This window comes from Microbacterium sp. HM-570, from assembly GCF_054165885.1.
The window spans coordinates 277,370-295,894 of sequence record NZ_CM135111.1; the positions used below are offsets into that span (position 1 = coordinate 277,370).

The 18,525-nt window shown below is 67.6% G+C and carries 22 protein-coding genes; 3 read left to right on the forward strand and 19 right to left on the reverse strand.

Annotated elements, in window-relative coordinates; genetic code table 11:
* Window positions 1-7: 7 nt before the first annotated feature.
* The 9 genes from ACT9TC_RS01290 to rpsB all read right to left on the reverse strand — a co-directional run bounded on the left by ACT9TC_RS01290 (window position 8) and on the right by rpsB (window position 6,874).
* On the reverse strand, window positions 8-727 hold the full coding sequence (locus ACT9TC_RS01290) for an alpha/beta hydrolase (protein WP_458041675.1): 720 nt from the start codon (window positions 725-727) through the stop codon (window positions 8-10).
* Window positions 724-1,005, reverse strand: a complete 282-nt coding sequence (locus tag ACT9TC_RS01295) for a hypothetical protein (RefSeq protein WP_396641268.1) — start codon at window positions 1,003-1,005, stop codon at window positions 724-726. Before ACT9TC_RS01295 ends, ACT9TC_RS01290 begins: the two co-directional genes overlap by 4 nt.
* 5 nt (window positions 1,006-1,010) lie before the next feature.
* On the reverse strand, window positions 1,011-1,748 hold the full coding sequence (locus ACT9TC_RS01300) for an aggregation-promoting factor C-terminal-like domain-containing protein (RefSeq protein ID WP_458041676.1): 738 nt from the start codon (window positions 1,746-1,748) through the stop codon (window positions 1,011-1,013).
* A gap of 74 nt (window positions 1,749-1,822) precedes the next feature.
* Window positions 1,823-2,479, reverse strand: a complete 657-nt coding sequence (locus ACT9TC_RS01305; protein WP_458041677.1) for a DivIVA domain-containing protein — start codon at window positions 2,477-2,479, stop codon at window positions 1,823-1,825.
* Window positions 2,476-3,498, reverse strand: a complete 1,023-nt coding sequence (locus ACT9TC_RS01310; protein WP_458041678.1) for a phosphatidate cytidylyltransferase — start codon at window positions 3,496-3,498, stop codon at window positions 2,476-2,478. Before ACT9TC_RS01310 ends, ACT9TC_RS01305 begins: the two co-directional genes overlap by 4 nt.
* Window positions 3,499-3,512: 14 nt before the next feature.
* Window positions 3,513-4,067 (reverse strand): ribosome recycling factor, encoded by a 555-nt coding sequence (gene frr, locus ACT9TC_RS01315; protein WP_036294335.1) that lies wholly within the window; start codon window positions 4,065-4,067, stop codon window positions 3,513-3,515.
* Between the two features lie 53 nt (window positions 4,068-4,120).
* On the reverse strand, window positions 4,121-4,840 hold the full coding sequence (gene pyrH, locus ACT9TC_RS01320; protein ID WP_458041679.1) for a UMP kinase: 720 nt from the start codon (window positions 4,838-4,840) through the stop codon (window positions 4,121-4,123).
* Window positions 4,841-4,959: 119 nt separating this feature from the next.
* Window positions 4,960-5,787, reverse strand: coding sequence for a translation elongation factor Ts (gene tsf, locus ACT9TC_RS01325; RefSeq protein WP_458041680.1), 828 nt, complete (start codon window positions 5,785-5,787; stop codon window positions 4,960-4,962).
* A 91-nt stretch (window positions 5,788-5,878) separates the two neighbouring features.
* Complete coding sequence (gene rpsB, locus ACT9TC_RS01330; RefSeq protein WP_458041681.1) at window positions 5,879-6,874, reverse strand: 30S ribosomal protein S2; 996 nt, start codon at window positions 6,872-6,874, stop codon at window positions 5,879-5,881.
* Between the two features lie 326 nt (window positions 6,875-7,200).
* Between rpsB and ACT9TC_RS01335 the strand changes: the two genes are divergently transcribed.
* Complete coding sequence (locus ACT9TC_RS01335; RefSeq protein WP_458041682.1) at window positions 7,201-7,761, forward strand: murein hydrolase activator EnvC family protein; 561 nt, start codon at window positions 7,201-7,203, stop codon at window positions 7,759-7,761.
* Between the two features lie 160 nt (window positions 7,762-7,921).
* Here ACT9TC_RS01335 and ACT9TC_RS01340 read toward each other — a convergent pair whose 3' ends face one another.
* From ACT9TC_RS01340 to ACT9TC_RS01380, 9 genes are all read right to left on the reverse strand, one after another.
* Window positions 7,922-8,878, reverse strand: a complete 957-nt coding sequence (locus ACT9TC_RS01340; protein ID WP_458041683.1) for a tyrosine recombinase XerC — start codon at window positions 8,876-8,878, stop codon at window positions 7,922-7,924.
* 15 nt (window positions 8,879-8,893) lie between these two features.
* Window positions 8,894-10,180 carry a DNA-processing protein DprA gene (dprA, locus tag ACT9TC_RS01345; RefSeq protein WP_458041684.1) on the reverse strand — a complete coding sequence of 429 codons (1,287 nt, stop codon included), beginning with the start codon at window positions 10,178-10,180 and terminating at the stop codon, window positions 8,894-8,896.
* Window positions 10,177-11,703 (reverse strand): YifB family Mg chelatase-like AAA ATPase, encoded by a 1,527-nt coding sequence (locus ACT9TC_RS01350; RefSeq protein WP_458041685.1) that lies wholly within the window; start codon window positions 11,701-11,703, stop codon window positions 10,177-10,179. Before ACT9TC_RS01350 ends, dprA begins: the two co-directional genes overlap by 4 nt.
* Complete coding sequence (locus ACT9TC_RS01355) at window positions 11,700-12,062, reverse strand: YraN family protein (protein WP_458041686.1); 363 nt, start codon at window positions 12,060-12,062, stop codon at window positions 11,700-11,702. Before ACT9TC_RS01355 ends, ACT9TC_RS01350 begins: the two co-directional genes overlap by 4 nt.
* Before the next feature lie 127 nt (window positions 12,063-12,189).
* Window positions 12,190-12,516, reverse strand: coding sequence for a DUF2469 family protein (locus tag ACT9TC_RS01360; protein WP_036296353.1), 327 nt, complete (start codon window positions 12,514-12,516; stop codon window positions 12,190-12,192).
* A gap of 76 nt (window positions 12,517-12,592) precedes the next feature.
* Window positions 12,593-13,249: a ribonuclease HII gene (locus ACT9TC_RS01365; RefSeq protein ID WP_036296355.1), complete on the reverse strand. Its 657-nt coding sequence runs from the start codon at window positions 13,247-13,249 to the stop codon at window positions 12,593-12,595.
* Window positions 13,246-14,010, reverse strand: coding sequence for a signal peptidase I (gene lepB / locus ACT9TC_RS01370; protein ID WP_051513090.1), 765 nt, complete (start codon window positions 14,008-14,010; stop codon window positions 13,246-13,248). The genes ACT9TC_RS01365 and lepB overlap by 4 nt, the downstream gene beginning before the upstream one ends.
* A 166-nt stretch (window positions 14,011-14,176) precedes the next feature.
* Window positions 14,177-14,524: a 50S ribosomal protein L19 gene (gene rplS, locus ACT9TC_RS01375; RefSeq protein ID WP_036296357.1), complete on the reverse strand. Its 348-nt coding sequence runs from the start codon at window positions 14,522-14,524 to the stop codon at window positions 14,177-14,179.
* A gap of 165 nt (window positions 14,525-14,689) precedes the next feature.
* Window positions 14,690-15,241: an MFS transporter permease gene (locus tag ACT9TC_RS01380; protein ID WP_232711612.1), complete on the reverse strand. Its 552-nt coding sequence runs from the start codon at window positions 15,239-15,241 to the stop codon at window positions 14,690-14,692.
* A gap of 131 nt (window positions 15,242-15,372) precedes the next feature.
* On the opposite strand from ACT9TC_RS01380, the gene map reads away from it, so the two are divergent.
* Window positions 15,373-16,155, forward strand: coding sequence for a type I methionyl aminopeptidase (gene map / locus ACT9TC_RS01385; RefSeq protein ID WP_458041687.1), 783 nt, complete (start codon window positions 15,373-15,375; stop codon window positions 16,153-16,155).
* Between the two features lie 28 nt (window positions 16,156-16,183).
* Here map and pyk read toward each other — a convergent pair whose 3' ends face one another.
* A complete protein-coding gene (gene pyk, locus ACT9TC_RS01390) occupies window positions 16,184-17,647 on the reverse strand; it encodes a pyruvate kinase (RefSeq protein ID WP_458042978.1) in 1,464 nt (487 codons plus the stop codon).
* A gap of 135 nt (window positions 17,648-17,782) precedes the next feature.
* Here pyk and ACT9TC_RS01395 point away from each other — a divergent pair, with 135 nt between their 5' ends.
* Window positions 17,783-18,448 (forward strand): GAP family protein, encoded by a 666-nt coding sequence (locus tag ACT9TC_RS01395; protein ID WP_304689018.1) that lies wholly within the window; start codon window positions 17,783-17,785, stop codon window positions 18,446-18,448.
* Window positions 18,449-18,525 lie beyond the last annotated feature (77 nt).

The following is an 18,525-nucleotide window of genomic DNA, read 5'->3' on the forward strand; positions in this document are numbered from 1 at the left end:
GGGCAGACTAGAGCGGGCCGTCCCACTCCGTAGCAAGCGGCAGAGCCGCGGGATTGACCGCAGCGACGATCTCGGTCAGCACACGCCGGGTCTGCGTTTCGCCGACCCACAGGTGCCGACCGCCCTCGACGGGAACCACGACGATGTGCGGGATCGGCGCGAAACGCTTCACCGCCGCATCCGGACGCAGGTAGTCGTCGAGTTCGGGAATCACCGCGATAAGGGGGCGCTCATCCCCCGCCCACGCCGCGAGTTCGTCGTCGCTCGTTCGGTGCAGGGGCGGCGAGAGCAGAATGACGCCCGCGATGTCATGATCGCGGCCGTACTTCAGGGCGAGCTCGGTACCGAAGGACCAGCCCACCAGCCACGGATTCCGCAAGCCTCGCTCGCGCACGAAGTCCATCGCCGCGGCAACGTCGAAGGCCTCGTCGTGTCCACCATCGAACGATCCCTCGCTCGTCCCCCGCGGCGACGTCGTGCCGCGGGTGTTGAACCGCAGCACCGCCAGATCGGCAAGCGCCGGCAGGCGACCCGCAGCCTTGCGCAAAATATGCGAGTCCATGAACCCGCCAGCGGTGGGAAGCGGATGCAGCGTCACGAGCGTCGCGACCGGTTCGGTCGACTGCGGGCGGGCCAACTCCCCCACCAGCGTCAGTCCGTCCAACGTGCGCAGCTCGATGTCTTCGCGACGAGCGGGCAACTGGAGCGGTCCACGTATCTCGGTCAAGCGATCCTCCAACAGTGCGTGTGCCAGTGTCGCCGAGCCGCGAGATCAGCCGCCTCACCGAGCACGCCGTCCGCGCGCCAGACGACGAGGTGCGCGGTGTGTGCAGCGACCGGCCGCCCACAACCGGGACAGGTGTACGACTTCACGGCGCGGTGGGCCGACACCGGCTGAACCGTGTATTCGACGCCACGACGAGACTCGGACTTCTTCCAGCCCGCCATGAGGCGCTCGAGCCCGTCACCGGGCGGGTCGGGTCTGCGTCGGTTTGACCGCGGCATCGCGGTCAGTACCACCCGCGGGCCTGAGAATAGCCCCACGCACCGCACGGCGTGCCATACCGGCCGCCGATGTATCCGAGTCCCCAGGCGATCTGCGTCGCGGGGTTCGTCTCCCAGTCCGCACCCGCCGACGCCATCTTCGTGCCGGGAAGTGCCTGCGGGATGCCGTAGGCACCGCTGGACTTGTTGTGCGCGTTCACGCGCCAACCCGATTCCTTCTTCCACAGCGCCACGAGGCAGTCGAACTCTCCCGTACCCCACCCGCGAGCCGCGACCATGTCAAACGCGATCGCCTGTGCGGATCCCGGGTCGGGGACGACACTCGGCGGCGCCCACCCGCTCGCAGCCTTCGTGCTGGCCGCCGCGGCGGGAACGACGGGCTTCGGTTTGGGCTTTACATAGACCTGGTAGCTGCCGCGCGACAGCTCGGGAGCGCTGGCCTCGCCCGCGATCTCGACCACGAGGGACTGGGCGTCACTCTGTGCCGCCGCATACAACGTCGTCACGCTCGTGTCCTCCGCGGATGCCTCGGCGAGCGCGGCCCCGGTGGGAACCACGATGTATGCGCCGAGGAATCCGACCGCCGCGACCGTCGCAAACACCCCGAGGACCCCCCGACGCCGAGACCAACGGACGGGCTGGGGTGCGGGCACCCGGCGAGCGAGATTCGACGAACTCATCGACGGCACACGACCCACAGAGGTGGATGTCGTCGTCGGGATGATCTCGTTGCCCTGGCTCACAGTGCTTCGAGCTTAGCCGCGACCCCGGCGAGGTGCCACGTTATGGATGCACGCGGCGCGGATCCGAGTTGTGTTCAGCGCACCGCGAGCATGACGTCGATGACGGCGTCGAGCACGGCGTCGACCTGCTCTTCGCGATACCCGCGCCGCTGCATTCGGAACGCGACCGCGCGCACCTGGTCCACCGTGATGGGTCGACCCGTCTCGAAGTACTCGACCAGCCGCTCGGCGACCAGGTCGACCTCGTCCGTCCGGTACCCGAATCGCAACCACCCGGCGCGGGCGAAACGTCGCCGGCGGGGCCGGGAGAGATGCTCGAGCAGAACCTGTGCGTCGTCGCGGGCGCGTTCCACCCAGACCCTCGTTCCCGTCGACGCTACCGCCGCTTCCCGACCACGGGCCGCGAAAGCGTCCTCGATACGGGCGAGCGCGGCATCCACGGGATCGATCGCGTAACCGCGCTTCACGAGCGGGAACGCCGCGGTGCGCACGGCGGCGGCGTCGAGGTAGGGAGTACCGTCCGCGGCTGGCTCACCCTCGAACTCCTGACGGGCGCGCTCGAGGAAAGCGTCGACCGCAGCCTTGTCGTATCCGAGTACTCGGCGCGGAGCCTCCGGAAAAAGCGCGGGTGTTGGCCGATTCTCTTCACGCTTCGCGCCGACACCGGCGTCATCCTCGTTGGCGGGGTCGGTGAGATCGTCTTGGGTGGTCGGTGAGGTCGGGTCGGTCATGCCACTCCCAGGGGCGAAAGCAGATAGAAGAGCGCGAGCGCCGCGGCGGCGGACGGGAGGATCGAATCGAGCCGGTCGAGCACGCCACCGTGACCCGGAAGCCACGAGCTCATGTCTTTGATGCCGAGATCGCGCTTGAGCATCGACTCGCCGAGGTCGCCCGCCGTGGCCGTGACGACGATGACCGCCCCGAGAACGAGGCCCGCCCACCAGGGCAGACCGATCATGAGCCACGCGAGCAGAACTCCGGCGATCAGGGCCGCAGCGACCGCACCGGCGAAGCCTTCCCAGGTCTTCTTGGGGCTGATCCGAGGCGCCATCGGTGTGCGTCCGAAGGCCAGTCCGGTCGCGTACGCACCGGTGTCGGATGCCACGGTGATGATGATGAACGAGAGCACCCACCACTGCCCGCCGTCCTGGCGCAGCAAAACCATGGCCAGACTGCCGAGGAACGGCACGTACAGCTGAGCGAGGGCGCCGATTAAGACATCCGAGAGCACGTCGCCGTAGCGACGAGCGTCCTGCGCCATCATCTGACCGAGGACACGCCAGACGATCACCACCGCGATGTCGACGAAGACGAGCACCCACAGGGCCCACAGCTCGAGGAAGAACCCCGCCGAGACGAGGACGAATACGAAGGCGACCTGCGGAACGATGTCGATCTTGCGACCGGACACCTGCAGCGCACGACACAGTTCGAATGTCCCGAAGAGCGCAACGGCCAGCGCGAAGATCGCGAAGACCCATTTGAAGAAGATCAGCGATGCGATCACGACGACGCCGATGGCCAGGCCGATCAGGATCGCGACGATCAGGTCGCGACCTGTCCGCTGCTTGATCCGCTCGTTCGCTTCGCCGAACTGGTCTCGAGCGTATGCAACCTGCTGTTCGAGGTCGCTGCGCGCCTGACGTACGTGCTCCTGGAACGCAGCAGTGGAATCACCACCCCCGCGGCCCGCGCGCGTCGTCGGGGACGGCGCCTTTCGAAGCTCTGACTCGTCGGGTGCGTCGCTCATGGTCGGGATGCGGCTCAGACCTCGAGCAGCTCTGCCTCTTTGCGCTTGAGTGCCTCGTCGATCAGATCGACGTGTGCCTTCGTCAGCGCGTCCAGCTCCTTCTCACCGCGCGAGATCTCGTCCTCGCCGACATCGCTCTTGAGCGAATCCAGGTCATCCTTCGCCTTACGACGGATGCCACGTACGTGCACCTTCGCGTCTTCGCCCTTCGTGCGGACGATCTTCACGAACTCCTTGCGGCGCTCTTCCGTCAGCTCGGGCATGGTCACGCGAACGAGGTTGCCGTCGTTCGTGGGATTCGCGCCGAGGTTGGGAGTGTTGCGGATGGCTTCTTCGATGGCCTTCAGCGCGGACTTGTCGTAGGGGGTGACGACGATCGTGCGCGCTTCGATGTTGTTGAGCGATGCGAGCTGAGCGAGCGGGGTCGGCGTGCCGTAGTAGTCCACCAGGATCTTCTGGAATAGCTGGGGGTTCGCACGACCCGTCCGCACGGTCGCGAAGTCGTCCTTCGCGGCCTCTACGGCACGGTCCATGCGGGTGGCGGCATCCGCCAAGACGTCCGCGATCACGTTGACTCCTTCAGAGGGTAGAGCGTTCGCCCAGTCTAACCGCGGGGTAGCGGTCAGACCGTGACGAGCGTGCCGATCTTGTCACCGAGAAGCGCTCGAGTGACGTTGCCGGCGGGTTCCATTCCGAACACACGCATGTCCATGTGGTTGTCCATGCACAGGCTGAATGCGGTCGAGTCGACGACCTTCAGACCGCGCTGTAGTGCGTCGTTGTAGGTCACCCGGTCCAGGCGCACAGCAGTGGGGTCCGTGCGCGGATCCGCGGTGTAGACACCGTCGACGCCGTTCTTGGCAACCAGGACCTCGGTGGCCCCGATCTCGAGCGCACGTTGGGCGGCGACCGTGTCGGTGGAGAAGTAGGGCAGTCCTGCCCCGGCGCCGAAGATCACGACGCGGCCCTTCTCCATGTGACGCTCCGCGCGACGCGGGATGTACGGCTCGGCCACCTGCATCATGGAGATTGCGGACTGCACGCGCGTCGCCGCGCCCGCCTGCTCGAGGAAGTCCTGCAGCGCGAGCGCGTTCATCACCGTTCCGAGCATGCCCATGTAGTCCGCGCGACCGCGATCCATGCCCCGCTGGCTGAGTTCGGCCCCACGGAAGAAGTTGCCGCCACCGACGACGATCGCGATCTCGACGCGGTCCACCGCCTCGGCGATCTCGCGCGCGATTTGGCTGACGACATCCGGATTGACCCCGAGGGATCCACCGCCGAACGCCTCACCCGAAAGTTTCAGCAGGACGCGTCGGCGCCCGGTAGCCTCGTCGATCACTCAGCATCCTTCCGTCTGCCTCCAACCTAACGGCAGAGGTCGTCTCGCCGCGCGCCGCAGATGAAGCGCGCAGAGGAAAGGGGCCCGGTGCAATCGCACCAGGCCCCTTCGTCACAGCGTCAGGCGCCGACCTTGAACCGAGCGAAGTCGGTCACTGTGATACCCGCATCCTGAGCAACCTTCGCGACGGAGAGCTTGTTGTCCTTCGCGTAGTCCTGCTCGAGCAGAGCGACCTGCTTGAAGAACGCGTTCACGCGACCCTCGACGATCTTGGGCAGCGCCGCCTCCGGCTTGCCCTCCTCGAGCGAGATCTTCGTGACGATGTCGCGCTCGCGCTCCACGTCGACCTCGGGAACGTCGGCCTTCGCGAGGTAGGACGGGTTCGCGAACGAGATGTGCTGAGCGATGCTGCGCGCCGTCTCGGCGTCGTCACCCGAGTAGGCGACGACAACACCGATCTGCGGCGGCAGGTCCTTGCTCGTCTTGTGGAGGTAGATCTCGAAGTGATCTCCGGTCAGCGTGCGCACGCGGCGCAGTTCGACCTTCTCGCCGATGATCGCAGCCTCGTCCGAGATGAGCTGGTCGACGGTCCCGTTGCCCGCGGGCGCGGCGAGAGCCGCCTCGACCGAGTCGGCCGAAACGGCGGCCGCGGCATCCGCGACTTTGTCCGCGAGCGCGATGAAGCGCTCGTTCTTGGCGACGAAGTCGGTCTCGCAGGCCAGCTCGAGGAGCGTGACCTTGCCGCCGACCTCGCGGGCGACGACGAGTCCCTCGCTGGTGGAGCGGTCGGCACGCTTGGCGTTGCCCTTCGCTCCCTTGAGGCGCAGGATCTCAACGGCCTTTTCGACGTCTCCGTCGGCCTCTTCGAGCGCCTTCTTCGTGTCGACCATGCCGGTGCCGAGCTGCTCGCGCAGCGCCTTGATGTCGGCGATCGTGAAGTTTGCCATGGTGTGTGAACCCCTTGCGGTGTCTTCGGTGTGTCGTGGATGTCGGGGTGATGGCTCGCCGGACGGAATCCCGCCCGGCGAGCCCACGCGCTTATTCGGCGGAGGCCGGCGCGGCTGCGTCTTCGGCGGCCTTCACGTCCGCGGCGTCGAGACCCGCGGCCTCGGCGATCGTCTGGTCGTGACCGGTGGCGCCTTCGGCGTCCGTGGCGGACTCGGTGGCGGAAGCGCCCTCGATGGCCTGCTCGTCGGCGACGAGCTCGCTGGCGACGGCCTCGGTAGGAGCCTCTTCCGCAACCTTCGCGGTGTCAGCGGAGGACTGCTCGGGAGTGCCCTGCTCAAGAAGCGCAAGCTCCCAGTCGGCGAGCGGCTCTGCCGCTTCGGCCTCGCCCGAGGGCTGGTGCCGCTGGATCAGACCCTCGGCGGCAGCGTCGGCGATGATGCGGGTGAGCAGGCCCACCGAGCGGATCGCGTCGTCGTTGCCGGGGATCGGGTACTGGAACTCGTCCGGGTCGGCGTTCGTGTCGAGGATGCCGATCACGGGGATACCGAGCTTCTTGGCCTCGTTGATCGCGAGGTGCTCGCGCTTGGCGTCGATGACCCAGATGGCCGAGGGCGTCTTGGTCAGGTTGCGGATTCCGCCGAGCGACTTGTGCAGCTTGTCGAGCTCGCGCTTCTTGATCAGCAGTTCCTTCTTGGTGAAGCCACTGTTCGCGGGAACCTCGTAGTCGAGCTCTTCGAGCTCCTTCATACGCGCGAGACGCTTGGAGATCGTCTGGAAGTTGGTCAGCAGACCACCGAGCCAGCGCTGGTTGACGTAGGGCTGGCCGACGCGGGTCGCCTGCTCGGCGACGACGCTCTGGGCCTGCTTCTTCGTGCCGACGAACAGCACGGTGCCGCCACGGGCGACCGTCTCCTTGACGAAGTCGTACGCCTTGTCGATGTACGACAGCGACTGCTGCAGGTCGATGATGTGGATGCCGCTGCGCTCGGTGAGGATGAAGCGCTTCACCTTCGGGTTCCACCGACGCGTCTGGTGTCCGAAGTGCACGCCCGAATCGAGCAGCTGGCGAATGGTAACGACGGCCATGGCCGACTCCTGTCTTGGCACCACGCGGCGCCTCTTGCGGTTTGATTCGTCGCTCCGGTCGGGCGACGTGTCCTGGTGTCCGGCACACTCCCACTCGCCGTGAGGCGAGACCGTGGGGAGTATGTGCCACGCGTGATCCTCGGATCACAGCGCTCTGGGCACGCGAAGTCACCCCGTAAACGAGGTGCTCTGCCAGTGTATCAGTCGAGGACAGCGACATGGTGGCCGCCGCACACGGCTCCTCCCCCGCATCCGGGCGGCGGGTGGTTTCCCCCGACGTCGGCGACCGACGGTCGACGCTGCACTGAGGGACGCATGCTGATCGGATGCCTCGTGCCGCACCGTTCCGCTTCGTGCGGGCGGGCGCGGTCGTCCTCACGGCGGTGCTGCTCGCCGGCTCGTTCGGCGCCGCCGCGCTGGCCGATGAGACGGAAATCGGTGGAACGGACCGCGGCGATGCGAATGCCTGGTCGTGGCCGGTGGCGCCACCGTTTCGAATCGTCCGAGACTACGTGGCACCCGCGCACGCCTATGGTCCGGGCCACCGGGGCATCGACATTGCGCCGCGCGGTGAGACATCCGTCCGCGCTCCCGATGACGGCGTCGTCGCATTCGCGGGCCGCGTCGTTGACCGGAGCGTCGTGACGATCGACCACGGCCGAGGCATCGTTTCGACGCTGGAGCCCGTCGAAGCAACAGTGGCTGCCGGCGAATGGGTGCAGCGCGGTGACGTGGTCGGGATGCTGTCGGTCGGTGGACATACGGAACCCGGGGCCCTGCATCTCGGTGCCCGCATGGACGGCGAATATCTCAACCCGCTGGTGCTGCTCGGCGCAATGCCCCGGGCGGTCCTGCTTCCGTACGCCGCACGCCGAGCCGCTCACTGAGCACCCGGTCACTGAGTTTGTCGAGGTGACCGCCGGGCCCACGGGTCGCTTTGACAAGCACAGCAACCGTCAGCATCCGCCCACTCGCGAACGGTCGCGACTCGCCGCATGTCACTCACGTCGCGCGGCGAGTCGCGTCCGTTCGATGACCGCCTCGACGTTACGCGCGCGGGTGAGCTAGGCGATAGGCGGCGCGGAGCCGCTCGCTCGAGACGTGCGTGTAGATCTGGGTCGTGCCGAGGCTCGCGTGCCCGAGGATCTCTTGCACCGTCCGCAGGTCGGCCCCGCCGTCGAGCAGGTGGGTCGCGGCCGAGTGCCGGAGCGCGTGCGGGCCGACGTGCTCGACGCCGAGGGTCGGTGCCAACCGGTGTGAGACGACGGCATAGACGGCCCGCGGTGAAATCCTGCCACCGCGCGAGCCGAGGAACAGCGCGCTGCCGCTCCCCCCTGTCTCGGAGCCTCCCGCCGAGGCCGGGCCGCTTTCGCTGTCTGAGGTCTCCACAACGAGTTCGGGCCGTCCCCGCGTGACATAAGCGTCGATCGCGCGACGGGCGGGCGCGCCGAACGGCACGACGCGCTCCTTCGATCCCTTGCCGAGCACCCGTGCCGTGCCCCGGTCGAGGTCGAGATCGCCGAGGTCGAGGCCGCACAACTCGGAGACGCGAACGCCTGCCCCGTACAGCAGTTCGAGCATCGCCCGGTTGCGCAGCGGTAGCGGATCGCCCCCCTCAGCGAGCGCGTTGAGCCCGTCGAGCATTTCAGCGACAGCAGGAGCGGTCGCGACGGTCGGGAGCGTGCGTCCACGCTTGGGTGCGACCAGACGCAGGCTCGGATCCTGCGTCACAACTCCCGTTTCAAGCGCCCAGGCGAAAAAAGACCGAATGGCCGCGGTTCGACGTGCAAGGGTGGCCCGCGCGTCGCCGCGCTCACTCGCCAGTCCCTGCCATTCACGGAGCAGTTCGAGGTCGGTATCGGCGGGCGTTTGCACACCGGTCAGCAGGGCGACTTCGATCAGGTCTCGGAGGTCGGAGCGGTAAGCGCGGGTCGTCGCGGGCGAGAGGCGACGCACGGTGCTGAGGTGCGTTTCGAACGCCTCGGATGCCTCGTGCCAGTCCACGATCCCAGCATGCGCTCATCCCCGCTCCGGTCGCGCGGCGGCGCGCCGCCAGCCGCCGTCCTCTCGCATGACGAGCCCCTCGAGCTCGAACAGACCGAGTTGCGCCTCCACCTGGGTCGGCGCCAATCCCACTCGTCGCGCGATCTCATCGCTGGATCTCCGCGTGCGGGTGCCCAGCGCATCGAGCACGCCACGCCCTGCTGTCGTCCCCGAGCTGCTCGGCGTGTGCTCCGCGGACCCATCGGTCTGGGTCCTCTCGCCCGGCATCCCGTCTCGCCCGGCCGCATCCCGAGCAACCGGTCGCGCCGCGGTCTGTAGCGGGTGTGTTTCCCATCCGGTCAACTCGATGATGTCCGCGGCCGACGTTACGCAGGTCGCGTCGAACTCCCGCAGCATGCGGTGGCAGCCTGCGGAGGTTGCGGACGTGATCGGACCGGGCACAGCGCCCAAGGGCCGGCCGAGCGCGGCCGCATGCCCCGCCGTGTTGAGCGATCCGCTCCGCCAACCCGCCTCGACGACGACGGTCGCGTCCGACATCGCCGCGATCAGCCTGTTGCGCTCGAGAAAGCGAGACTTAGTCGGGGCGGCGCCGGGCGCGACCTCGCCGATGACAGCGCCGTGGTCGGCGATACGCGCGATCATCTCGGAATGCCTCGTCGGATAGGGGCGGTCCACCCCTCCTGCCAGCACGGCGATCGTGGTACCGCCCGTCCCGAGCGCGGCACGATGAGCGGCGCCGTCGATTCCGAACGCAGCACCGGACACGACACACACGCCGCGATCGGCCAGGTCCGCGGCGAGTTCGCCCGCCACGAGCTCACCGTAGGCGCTGGATGCGCGTGCCCCCACGAGCGCCACGCGCGGACCCCGCAGCGACAAGGCCTCTCCTCTTCCGCGCACCCAGAGGAGGATCGGCGCGTGGGCGCCGAGATCCTCGAGGCCGCGCGGCCAATCGGCGTCGTCCGGCGTCACGAGCCGCAGCCGAGCGAACCGGGCCGTCCGAAACATCCCGTCCACCGCGATGCCGTTCAAACGCGGCAACCACCGTCTCAGTCCCGCCGTGAGTGCCATCGACCGTGATTCCCTGCGAGCGGATGCCTTCGACCGGATCTCGTTCAAGGCCACCTCAGCGCCGAGGGCAGCCACCAGGTGGCCCGCGACGCCGTCGCCGGGTTCCGAAATGAGGCTCCAGATCGCCCGCGCCCAGGCATCCGACACCGCTTCGTCGGTCACACCCGCGGGCACGATCCCCTCGAGCTGAGCGCGCCTGTCGTCAACGCGCTCCGGCAGGTCGAGGCTCACGCCTGAACTCCCTTGCGGAGAAACAGGGCCCGCCCGATGTCTTCGAGTGCGGGCCGGTCTCGCCCGCCGAGGTCCGCCAGGGTCCACGCGACGCGCAGCGTGCGGTCGTAACCGCGCAGAGTCAGCGCTCCGCGTTGGAGCGCCGTGTCGAGCGGGCGACGCAGCTCCGGAGCGAGGGCGAGCGGTCCCTGACGCAGCCAGGCCCCGGATGCTTGCGCGTTCGTCTGCCAGGGCGTACCGGTCAGACGAACCCTCGCGCGGTCCCGGGCGCCGGCCACTCGCTCTCGCGCCACCGCGGTCGTGATTGTGTCGGCCTCGGCGAGCCCCGGAACCCGCGAGACGCGCATGAGCCCGAATCGGATGTCGACGCGATCCAGCAGGGGGCCGGAAAGCCGTCCCACATACCGTCGGATCGCCTGAGGCGGGCACGTGCAGGATCCGCCCGGAACGCCGTGATTTCCGCACGGACAGGGGTTGGTCGCCAGTACCAGTTGAAACCGGGCGGGGAACGTAGCGGCCACACCCGAGCGGTGAATCGTGATCTCGCCCTTCTCGAGCGGAAGGCGGAGCGCATCCAGGACGGATGCCGGGAACTCGCCGGCCTCGTCCAAGAACAACACGCCGCCCGAGGCCCGCGCGATGGCCCCGGGACGCACGAGTCGGCTGCCACCCCCGACGAGAGCGGCCATCGACGCGCTGTGATGCGGCGCCTCGAGGGGTGGTGTGCGGCTGAGCGCATCGACCGCCTCGCCAGACAGCGACCGCAGCGCCGCGGTCTCGAGAGCCTCGTCGTCGGTGAGGGGAGGAAGGATGCCCGGCAGGCGCTCTGCGATCATCGTCTTGCCGGCTCCCGGCGGACCCGACATCAACAGGTGGTGGCCGCCGGCCGCGGCGGCGATCAGAGCCTCGACAGCCTCGCGTTGGCCGACCACGTCGGCGAGCTCAGGAGGACGATTCAACGCCACGGGCATCGCGGCGCGCGGCACCGGTTCGAGATCCACGTCGGGGGCATCGACCCCGTGCAGTCGCACCACGTCGACGAGCGAGACTGCCCCGAGCACGTCGATCCCGTCGACCAGCCGCGCCTCGTCCGCGTTCGCGTGGGGAACGACCACACGCTGGATGCCTGCCCGCGCCGCCACCAGCACCGCCGGCAGTATCCCGGGCACGGGCCGGAGGCGACCGTCGAGCCCGAGCTCACCGAGGTGTACTGTCTCGGCGAGCGACGCTGCATCGAAACCGCCGGCTGTCGCGAGGGCGGCAACGGCGATCGCGACGTCGAAACCGGAACCATGTTTGGGAAGGCTGGCAGGCGACAGATTGACCGTGAGGCGGCGGGCGGGTAGAGGCATCCCGCAGTTTGCCGTGGCGTTCCGAACCCGCAGCTGTGCTTCACCGAGGGCCTTGTCAGGTAGACCGATGAGACGAAACTCTGGCAACTGACTCGACAGGTCCGCCTCGACCTCGACAAGCGATCCATCGATGCCGCTCAACGCGACGCACCACGTGCGCGCAATCGTCATCGGAGCGCCTCGAGGTGTTCGAGAGTTCCCGTCGTGGGGTCGTCGCCGACGATGCCGATCGCATCGATGCGGATGCTGCGCCCCCAGCCGGACCCCGGATGGGCGATGATCCAGGCAATCGCCAGACGATGCAGGCGCGCGAACTTCTCCGGCGTGATCGCTTCGAACGGATGCCCGTAGCCCGTGCCGCGCCGCGTCTTGACCTCGATGAAGACGAGGTCATCGCCCTGAGATGCGACGATGTCCAGCTCACCCTGATCGCACCGCCAATTGCGGTCCATCAGGGTGTAGCCGAGTCGCTCCACATACTCCGCCGCCCGCTGCTCGCCCGCTCGCCCGCGCTCGTCTTTCTGCGCCATCGGCCGCTCCTCCCGCCCGACCGTTGGTCGATGCGGGTCAACCCTCGCAGCGCGCACACAGCGAGCAGAGCGTGAACGACCGTTCCGGGGATCGGCCGAGATTCAGGTCGATGTGGAGGGCGGAGCGCTACTCGCCGTCGAGCGACAGCTCCTGCGGCAACTCGAAGTCGCGGCGCGAAAGCTCTTCGACGTTGACGTCCTTGAACGTCAACACCCGCACAGACTTCACGAATCGGTCGGCGCGGTAGATATCCCACACCCACACATCGTTCATCGTGATCTCGAAGTAGAAGTCGTGCTCGGTATCGCGGCGAACGACATTGACCTCATTCGCGAGATAAAAGCGTCGCTCGGTCTCGATCACATACTGAAACTGCGAAACGACGTCGCGATATTCGCGAAAGAGCGCCAGCTCGAGTTCGCGGTCATAGTCCTCGAAGACATCGTCATCCATGGTGGTTCCATCCTAGTTACCCCGGCACCTCTCGTCCGGCTCATGCAGAAAGCAGGAGTCCCGAGACGCGTGGAGTTCAGAAAAGCGTGGCGGGCGCAATCGCCCAAGACGCACGGTGGTGAGGGCTGAGCCCGTGCTCGTCGATCGCGAGCCGATGCTCGGCACTCGCGTAGCCCTTGTTTCGCGCCCACTGGTATTCCGGCAGATCATCGTGCAGACCCGTCATCACGGCGTCACGCGCGACCTTCGCGATGACGGATGCGGCGGCCGCACTCGCGCAGTCGCGGTCGGCCTTGATGACGGGTTGCACCGTCAGGCCCGTCGCCCCCGCCGCCGTGATGTAGTCGTAGTTGCCGTCGAGGATGACGATCCCCTCTTCGAGCTCGATCCCGTGGGCTCGCAGGTCCGCGAGAGCGCGGATGGCCGCCAGCCCCAGGGCTCGCATGATCCCGACCTCATCAACTTCGGCGGCAGAGGCCCACCCGACCCCGCTCGCAGAGACCCAGTCGGCCGCCCGAGCCGCGACATCCGCTCTCCGCGCCTCGGGGACGAGCTTCGAGTCGCGTAGCCCCTGCGGGATCCGCTTGCGTGCACGACCAGCGTCGACCGCCGTCGCTCCCACGGCGACAGGACCGGCGAGAGCTCCGCGCCCGACCTCGTCACACGCGATCACGATCGGCCGTTCGCGAAGCAGTCGACGCTCGAGTGTCAGGCGCGGCTCTATGACGGTCATTGCGCGAGGGCCCCCGCGGCCGCCTCGGGCTCCGGCACGCCGCCGAACACTTCGTGGTGGAAGTCGATCGTGCCGAACCGGGAGAACGGGAATGTGACGAGGAACGCCCGACCCACGACGTTGTCGAGCGGCACGAAGCCTCGCCCGGGCTGTTCCTGGTTGTAGCGCGAGTCTTTCGAGCGGTACCGGTTGTCGCCGAGGACCCACAGGCTGTTCTCGGGCACGACGACATCGAACGCATCCGCGGATGCGGCGGTCTCACCGGGAGGAAGGGACAGGTAGGCCGACTCGTCGATCGGCACACCGTTGACCGTGATCTGTCCGAGGGCGTTGCAGCACTGGACGTGATCGCCGGGCAGACCGATGACCCGCTTGATCAGATGGTCCTCACTGTCGGGAGCTGCCAAGCCCACCAACGACAGCACCCACTCCCACGCCTCGACAACCGGCGCGCGATCGGGCTGCGTCGAAGGCGGCAGCCACCCACCCGGGTCGCGGAACACGACCACGTCACCACGGGCGTAGCCCCCGAAGCGCGGGGTGATCTCGTCGACCAGGATGCGGTCGTTCACGAGAAGCGTGTTCTCCATCGACCCCGAGGGGATGTAGAAGGACCGCACGAGAAAGGTCTTGACGAGGAACGAGACGAGAACCGCCACGAGGACGATCACCAGGATGTCGCGCAACAGCGCCAGCGCTCCGCGGCGACGGCTGCGCGCTCGCGGCGGGGTCTCAGGGATATCTGTTGCGGGGCTACTCACGGTCTCGTCCTTCACGGCTCGCAAGTGTCGTGCGCCCGTTCATCAAGCGTCGCACATCCGGGCGCGCGCAGACGCCGGGCACGCGCACATCCGTACATCGATCAGATGGTCTGAAAACGACAAGACCCCGTGGCGTGAACCACGGGGTCTTGTCGGAAAAGGCGACTCAGTTGTCGCGCTTCTCCTTGATCTTGGCCTTCTTGCCGCGCAGGTTCCGCATGTAGTAGAGCTTCGCGCGACGGACGTCACCGCGGGTGACGACCTCGATGTGGTCGATCACCGGGCTGTGCACCGGGAAGGTACGCTCCACGCCGACCTGGAAGCTGATCTTGCGGACCGTGAAGGTCTCGCGCACGCCATCGCCCGAGCGACCGAGCACGAAACCCTGGAAGACCTGGATACGCGAGCGCGTTCCTTCGGTGATGTTGACGTGCACCTTGATGGTGTCACCGGGGCCGAACTCGGGAATGTCTGTGCGCAGCGATGCTGCATCAACGGCGTCGAGGATCTGCATGATCTATCTCTCTGCGTCCGCCACGGGTCGGGCGCGGGTGAAGGTGTGAAAAGGATGAAGGTCGTGCGATGCGGGATCAGTTCGACCCTTGGACTCCCCTGTGGCAGAGCCGGTCGCGGCACAAACGCCTATTCTGCCACGGATGCCCGGGGCCGCCAAACCGCGTCAGTGCGAGACGCGACCTTCGCCGGGCTGGGCTGTCTCCGAGAGGACGATCACGTCCCCGTCGCGGGTGTTCGACTCGCGCGCCGCGCGCACTCCATCGAAGGTGTTGCCCTCCGAAGTGACTCCGCCTGGCGTGACTCCGCCGGAAGCGGTCGAGTAACGGAGCACGACTCGGCCTGTGCCCGAGCGCGCCTCGCTCCAGAGCTGCCAGAGGCTCAACCAGAAAAGCGCCACGGCCACGATGATCGCGCCGACCAGCAGCGGCGCGAACCACGGGCCGAAGAAGCCGACCGCGATCGTCAGCGCATGCCAGAGCGCGAAACCCGCGACATCCCACCACGAGACGGCGCGCTGCGCGCGCACGGTCGGACGAGCGCGAACCAGGAGGGTCAGAAGCAGTTGGCCGAGGAAGACGGACGGAACCGCGATGAACAGAACCCAGAGGAAGGGTCCGGCGCCGCCCTGAAACACTCCCCAGCCGACGAGCAGCCAGATGGGCAGCAAGAAGGCGGCTGGAATCAACCAGTGGAAGAAAGCACGCCGCAGCCACATGTGAACGATGGTACGCCTCGTCGCGTCCGGAACGGGCGCCGGAGTGCATGCGCTGGGCAACCTCTCAGCGCTGTCGGAGGGGACGCCGCCGGGAGTCCGACACAATGGAGGGTAAGCAGGAAAGGAACACGATGATCGAACTGCGCACCCCCGCCGAGATCGAAGCGATGCGTCCCGTCGGACGTTTCGTCGCTGAAACGCTCGCGACGCTGCGCGACGAGACGAAAGTCGGCACCAACCTGCTCGCGATCGATCGTCGTGCTCACGACTTGATCAAGCGCGCCGGAGCGGAGTCCTGCTACATCGACTACCACCCGTCGTTCGGCGCGAGCCCGTTCGGCAAAGTGATCTGCACGTCGATCAACGATGCCGTGCTGCACGGACTCCCCCACGATTACGTCCTTCGCGACGGCGACCTGGTATCGCTGGATTTCGCGGTGGCGGTCGATGGCTGGGTCGCGGACTCGGCGGTGTCGTTCGTCGTCGGCACACCGCGGGACGAAGACCTGCGCCTGATCGACACGGCGGAGCGCGCCCTGGATGCTGCAATCGCGAGCGCGACCGTCGGCCACAAGATCGGTGATATCTCCGCTGCCATCGCCGGTGTCGCGCACGGCGAGGGCTACTCGATCAATACGGACTTCGGTGGCCACGGCGTCGGGCGCATCATGCACGGCGACCCGCACATCCCGAACGACGGCAAAGCCGGTCGCGGCTACCCGCTGCGCGCGGGCCTGGTGGTGGCGCTGGAGCCCTGGTTCTTGCAGACGACCGACGAGCTGATCACGGATCCGGATGGTTGGACGCTCCGCAGTGCGGATGGTTCGCGAGGCGCTCATGCCGAGCACACCATCGCGATCACCGCGGACGGACCGATCGTGCTCACCGACCGGTCATTCCTCGGCGTGAAGTGATCGTGCACCGCTCGTCACTTCGACAAGCTCAGTGACCGACCGGGGCGCGTGCGGCGAGTTCGCTCGCGATGTCCGCCCCCACGCCGTCTCCGACGCGGTGGACCCGCACGTTGTTCGTCGAGCCGGCAATCCCCGGAGGGGCACCCGCCGTCACGATCACCCGGTCTCCCGGCACCGCACGACCCGTCTGCAACAGGACCTCGTCGACGAGCCGCATCAGCTCATCCGTCGTCGGAACCCGCGGCACGAGGAACGTCTCGACGCCCCACGACAGCGCGAGGCGCGACCGCGTGGTCGCGAGATCCGTGAAGGCCAGGGTCGGCAGACGAAAGCGCAGCCGAGCCATCCGTCGCGCAGAGTCCCCGGACTGGCTGAAGACGCACACGTACTTCGCGTCGACGAAGTCCGCGATGCTCGCCGCGGCCAACGTCAGCGCACCGCCCTGCGTGCGCGGTTTGGTTCCGAGTGGCACGATCCGATCGAGCCCCTGCTCTTCGGTCGAGGCGATGATGCGCGCCATCGTCTCGACCACGGTGATCGGATGTGCCCCGACGCCCGTCTCACCCGAGAGCATGACGGCATCCGCGCCATCCAGAATCGCATTCGCGACATCGGACGTCTCGGCCCGCGTCGGCACGGGGTTCTCGATCATCGACTCGAGCATCTGCGTGGCGACGATCACGGGCTTCGCCCAGCGTCGCGCATCCTCGACCGCCCGCTTCTGGACGATCGGCACCTGCTCGAGTGGCAGCTCGACGCCCAGGTCGCCACGCGCGACCATCACGCCATCGAACGCGTCGACGATCTCATGCAAGACGGCGACGGCTTCCGGCTTCTCGATCTTCGCGATGACGGGCACGAACCGGCCCTCTTCTGCCATCACCCGGCGAACGGGATGCGCGTCCTTGGCTGACCGCACGAACGACAGCGCGATCATGTCGGCGCCGAGCGCCAGCGCCCAGCGCAGATCGGCCTCGTCCTTTTCGCTGAGCGCCGGAACTTTCACGTCGACCCCGGGTAGGTTCAGGCCTTTGTTGTTGGAGACCGCTCCGCCGACCACGACCTCGGTGCGGACGCTCACGCCGTCGGTTTCGAGCACCCGGAGCCGCACTTTGCCGTCATCGATCAGGATCGAATCGCCGACCTTCACGTCCCGGGCGAGAGGCGCGAATGTCGTGCCCACGACCTCGCGGGTACCCACGACATCCTCCGTCGTGATCGTGAAGATGTCGCCGGCCCCGAGCAAGTGGGGTCCATCCGCAAACCGGCCGAGGCGAATCTTCGGGCCCTGCAGATCGACCAGGATCCCGACCGCTCGGCCCGTGCTGTCCGCCGCACGGCGCACGTTCGCGTACGTCTGTTCGTGCTGCGCGTACGCGCCGTGGCTGAGGTTCAGGCGGGCAACGTCCATCCCTGCTCGAACGAGCCCCTCGATCACCTCATACGACGACGAGGCTGGACCCAGAGTGGCGACGATCTTCGCGCGGCGCATACGTGTCACGTGTCCCTTCGCGCCCGCACCTCGGGCCCCGCTCGATTCTTGCGCGATCGATGGCGCTGCAGATGAACGGCACGTAACGAACGGCGGCGGCGACACCCGGATGCTCCGATCTGCCAGGATCGGGTCATGAACGAGGTCATCGGCGACATCCTGCCTCTCGCGGTCGCCGCGGGGCTCAGCCCGATTCCCCTGATCGCCGTCGTCCTCATCATGATGTCTCCGCGCCCACGCGCGAGCGGATCGGCCTTCGCCGCGGGGTGGATCCTCGGGTGCGGGCTCGTCGTCGCGATCGGTGCTTTCGCGGCGGGTTTTCTGAGAAGCGCGGATGCCGAGGGCACAACGGCGATCGCCTCGTGGGCGCGCCTCGTCTTCGGCATCGTCCTGCTGCTCATGGCCGTGCGAAAGTTCGTCAAGAATCGCCGAGCGGAGCCTGAGCTCCCCGCTTGGATGTCGGGTTTGATGTCCGCCTCGCCCGCGCGCGCCGTGGGGCTCGGCCTGCTCCTCTCGGCGGCGAACCCGAAGAACGCCCTGCTCGGTGTCGCGGCCGGTATCTCGATCGGCGCCGCGGGACTGATCGGCGGCCCGGCCGTGGCGGCGGGCCTCGTCTACGTGGTTCTCGCCGCGGCGGCGGTCCTCGCCATTGTTCTCGCGTCGACCGTCGCACCGAAGCGCATGGCGGCGGTGCTGGTCCGCCTGCGCGACTGGCTCACACTCCACAACTCCGCGATCATGACGCTGCTCCTGGTCGTGTTCGGGTTCCTCCTCATCGGGAGAGGCATCGAAGGGCTCTGATCGGCACCAGTCCGACATCGTTCGCACGGTCACCCACATCGATCTCACAATCCGCGTGCACCGCGAGTGAGCGAAAC

Coding starts and splice junctions, on each gene's coding strand:
- pyk (WP_458042978.1), bottom strand. CDS start 17,647: ATGCGCCGCGCGAAGATCGTCGCCACTCTGGGTCCAGCCTCGTCGTCG.
- rplS (WP_036296357.1), bottom strand. CDS start 14,524: ATGCAGATCCTCGACGCCGTTGATGCAGCATCGCTGCGCACAGACATT.
- ACT9TC_RS01380 (WP_232711612.1), bottom strand. CDS start 15,241: ATGTGGCTGCGGCGTGCTTTCTTCCACTGGTTGATTCCAGCCGCCTTC.
- ACT9TC_RS01395 (WP_304689018.1), top strand. CDS start 17,783: ATGAACGAGGTCATCGGCGACATCCTGCCTCTCGCGGTCGCCGCGGGG.
- ACT9TC_RS01350 (WP_458041685.1), bottom strand. CDS start 11,703: ATGACGATTGCGCGCACGTGGTGCGTCGCGTTGAGCGGCATCGATGGA.
- ACT9TC_RS01295 (WP_396641268.1), bottom strand. CDS start 1,005: ATGCCGCGGTCAAACCGACGCAGACCCGACCCGCCCGGTGACGGGCTC.
- ACT9TC_RS01335 (WP_458041682.1), top strand. CDS start 7,201: ATGCCTCGTGCCGCACCGTTCCGCTTCGTGCGGGCGGGCGCGGTCGTC.
- ACT9TC_RS01365 (WP_036296355.1), bottom strand. CDS start 13,249: ATGACCGTCATAGAGCCGCGCCTGACACTCGAGCGTCGACTGCTTCGC.
- ACT9TC_RS01305 (WP_458041677.1), bottom strand. CDS start 2,479: ATGACCGACCCGACCTCACCGACCACCCAAGACGATCTCACCGACCCC.
- ACT9TC_RS01355 (WP_458041686.1), bottom strand. CDS start 12,062: ATGGCGCAGAAAGACGAGCGCGGGCGAGCGGGCGAGCAGCGGGCGGCG.
- map (WP_458041687.1), top strand. CDS start 15,373: ATGATCGAACTGCGCACCCCCGCCGAGATCGAAGCGATGCGTCCCGTC.
- ACT9TC_RS01360 (WP_036296353.1), bottom strand. CDS start 12,516: ATGGATGACGATGTCTTCGAGGACTATGACCGCGAACTCGAGCTGGCG.
- tsf (WP_458041680.1), bottom strand. CDS start 5,787: ATGGCAAACTTCACGATCGCCGACATCAAGGCGCTGCGCGAGCAGCTC.
- ACT9TC_RS01310 (WP_458041678.1), bottom strand. CDS start 3,498: ATGAGCGACGCACCCGACGAGTCAGAGCTTCGAAAGGCGCCGTCCCCG.
- rpsB (WP_458041681.1), bottom strand. CDS start 6,874: ATGGCCGTCGTTACCATTCGCCAGCTGCTCGATTCGGGCGTGCACTTC.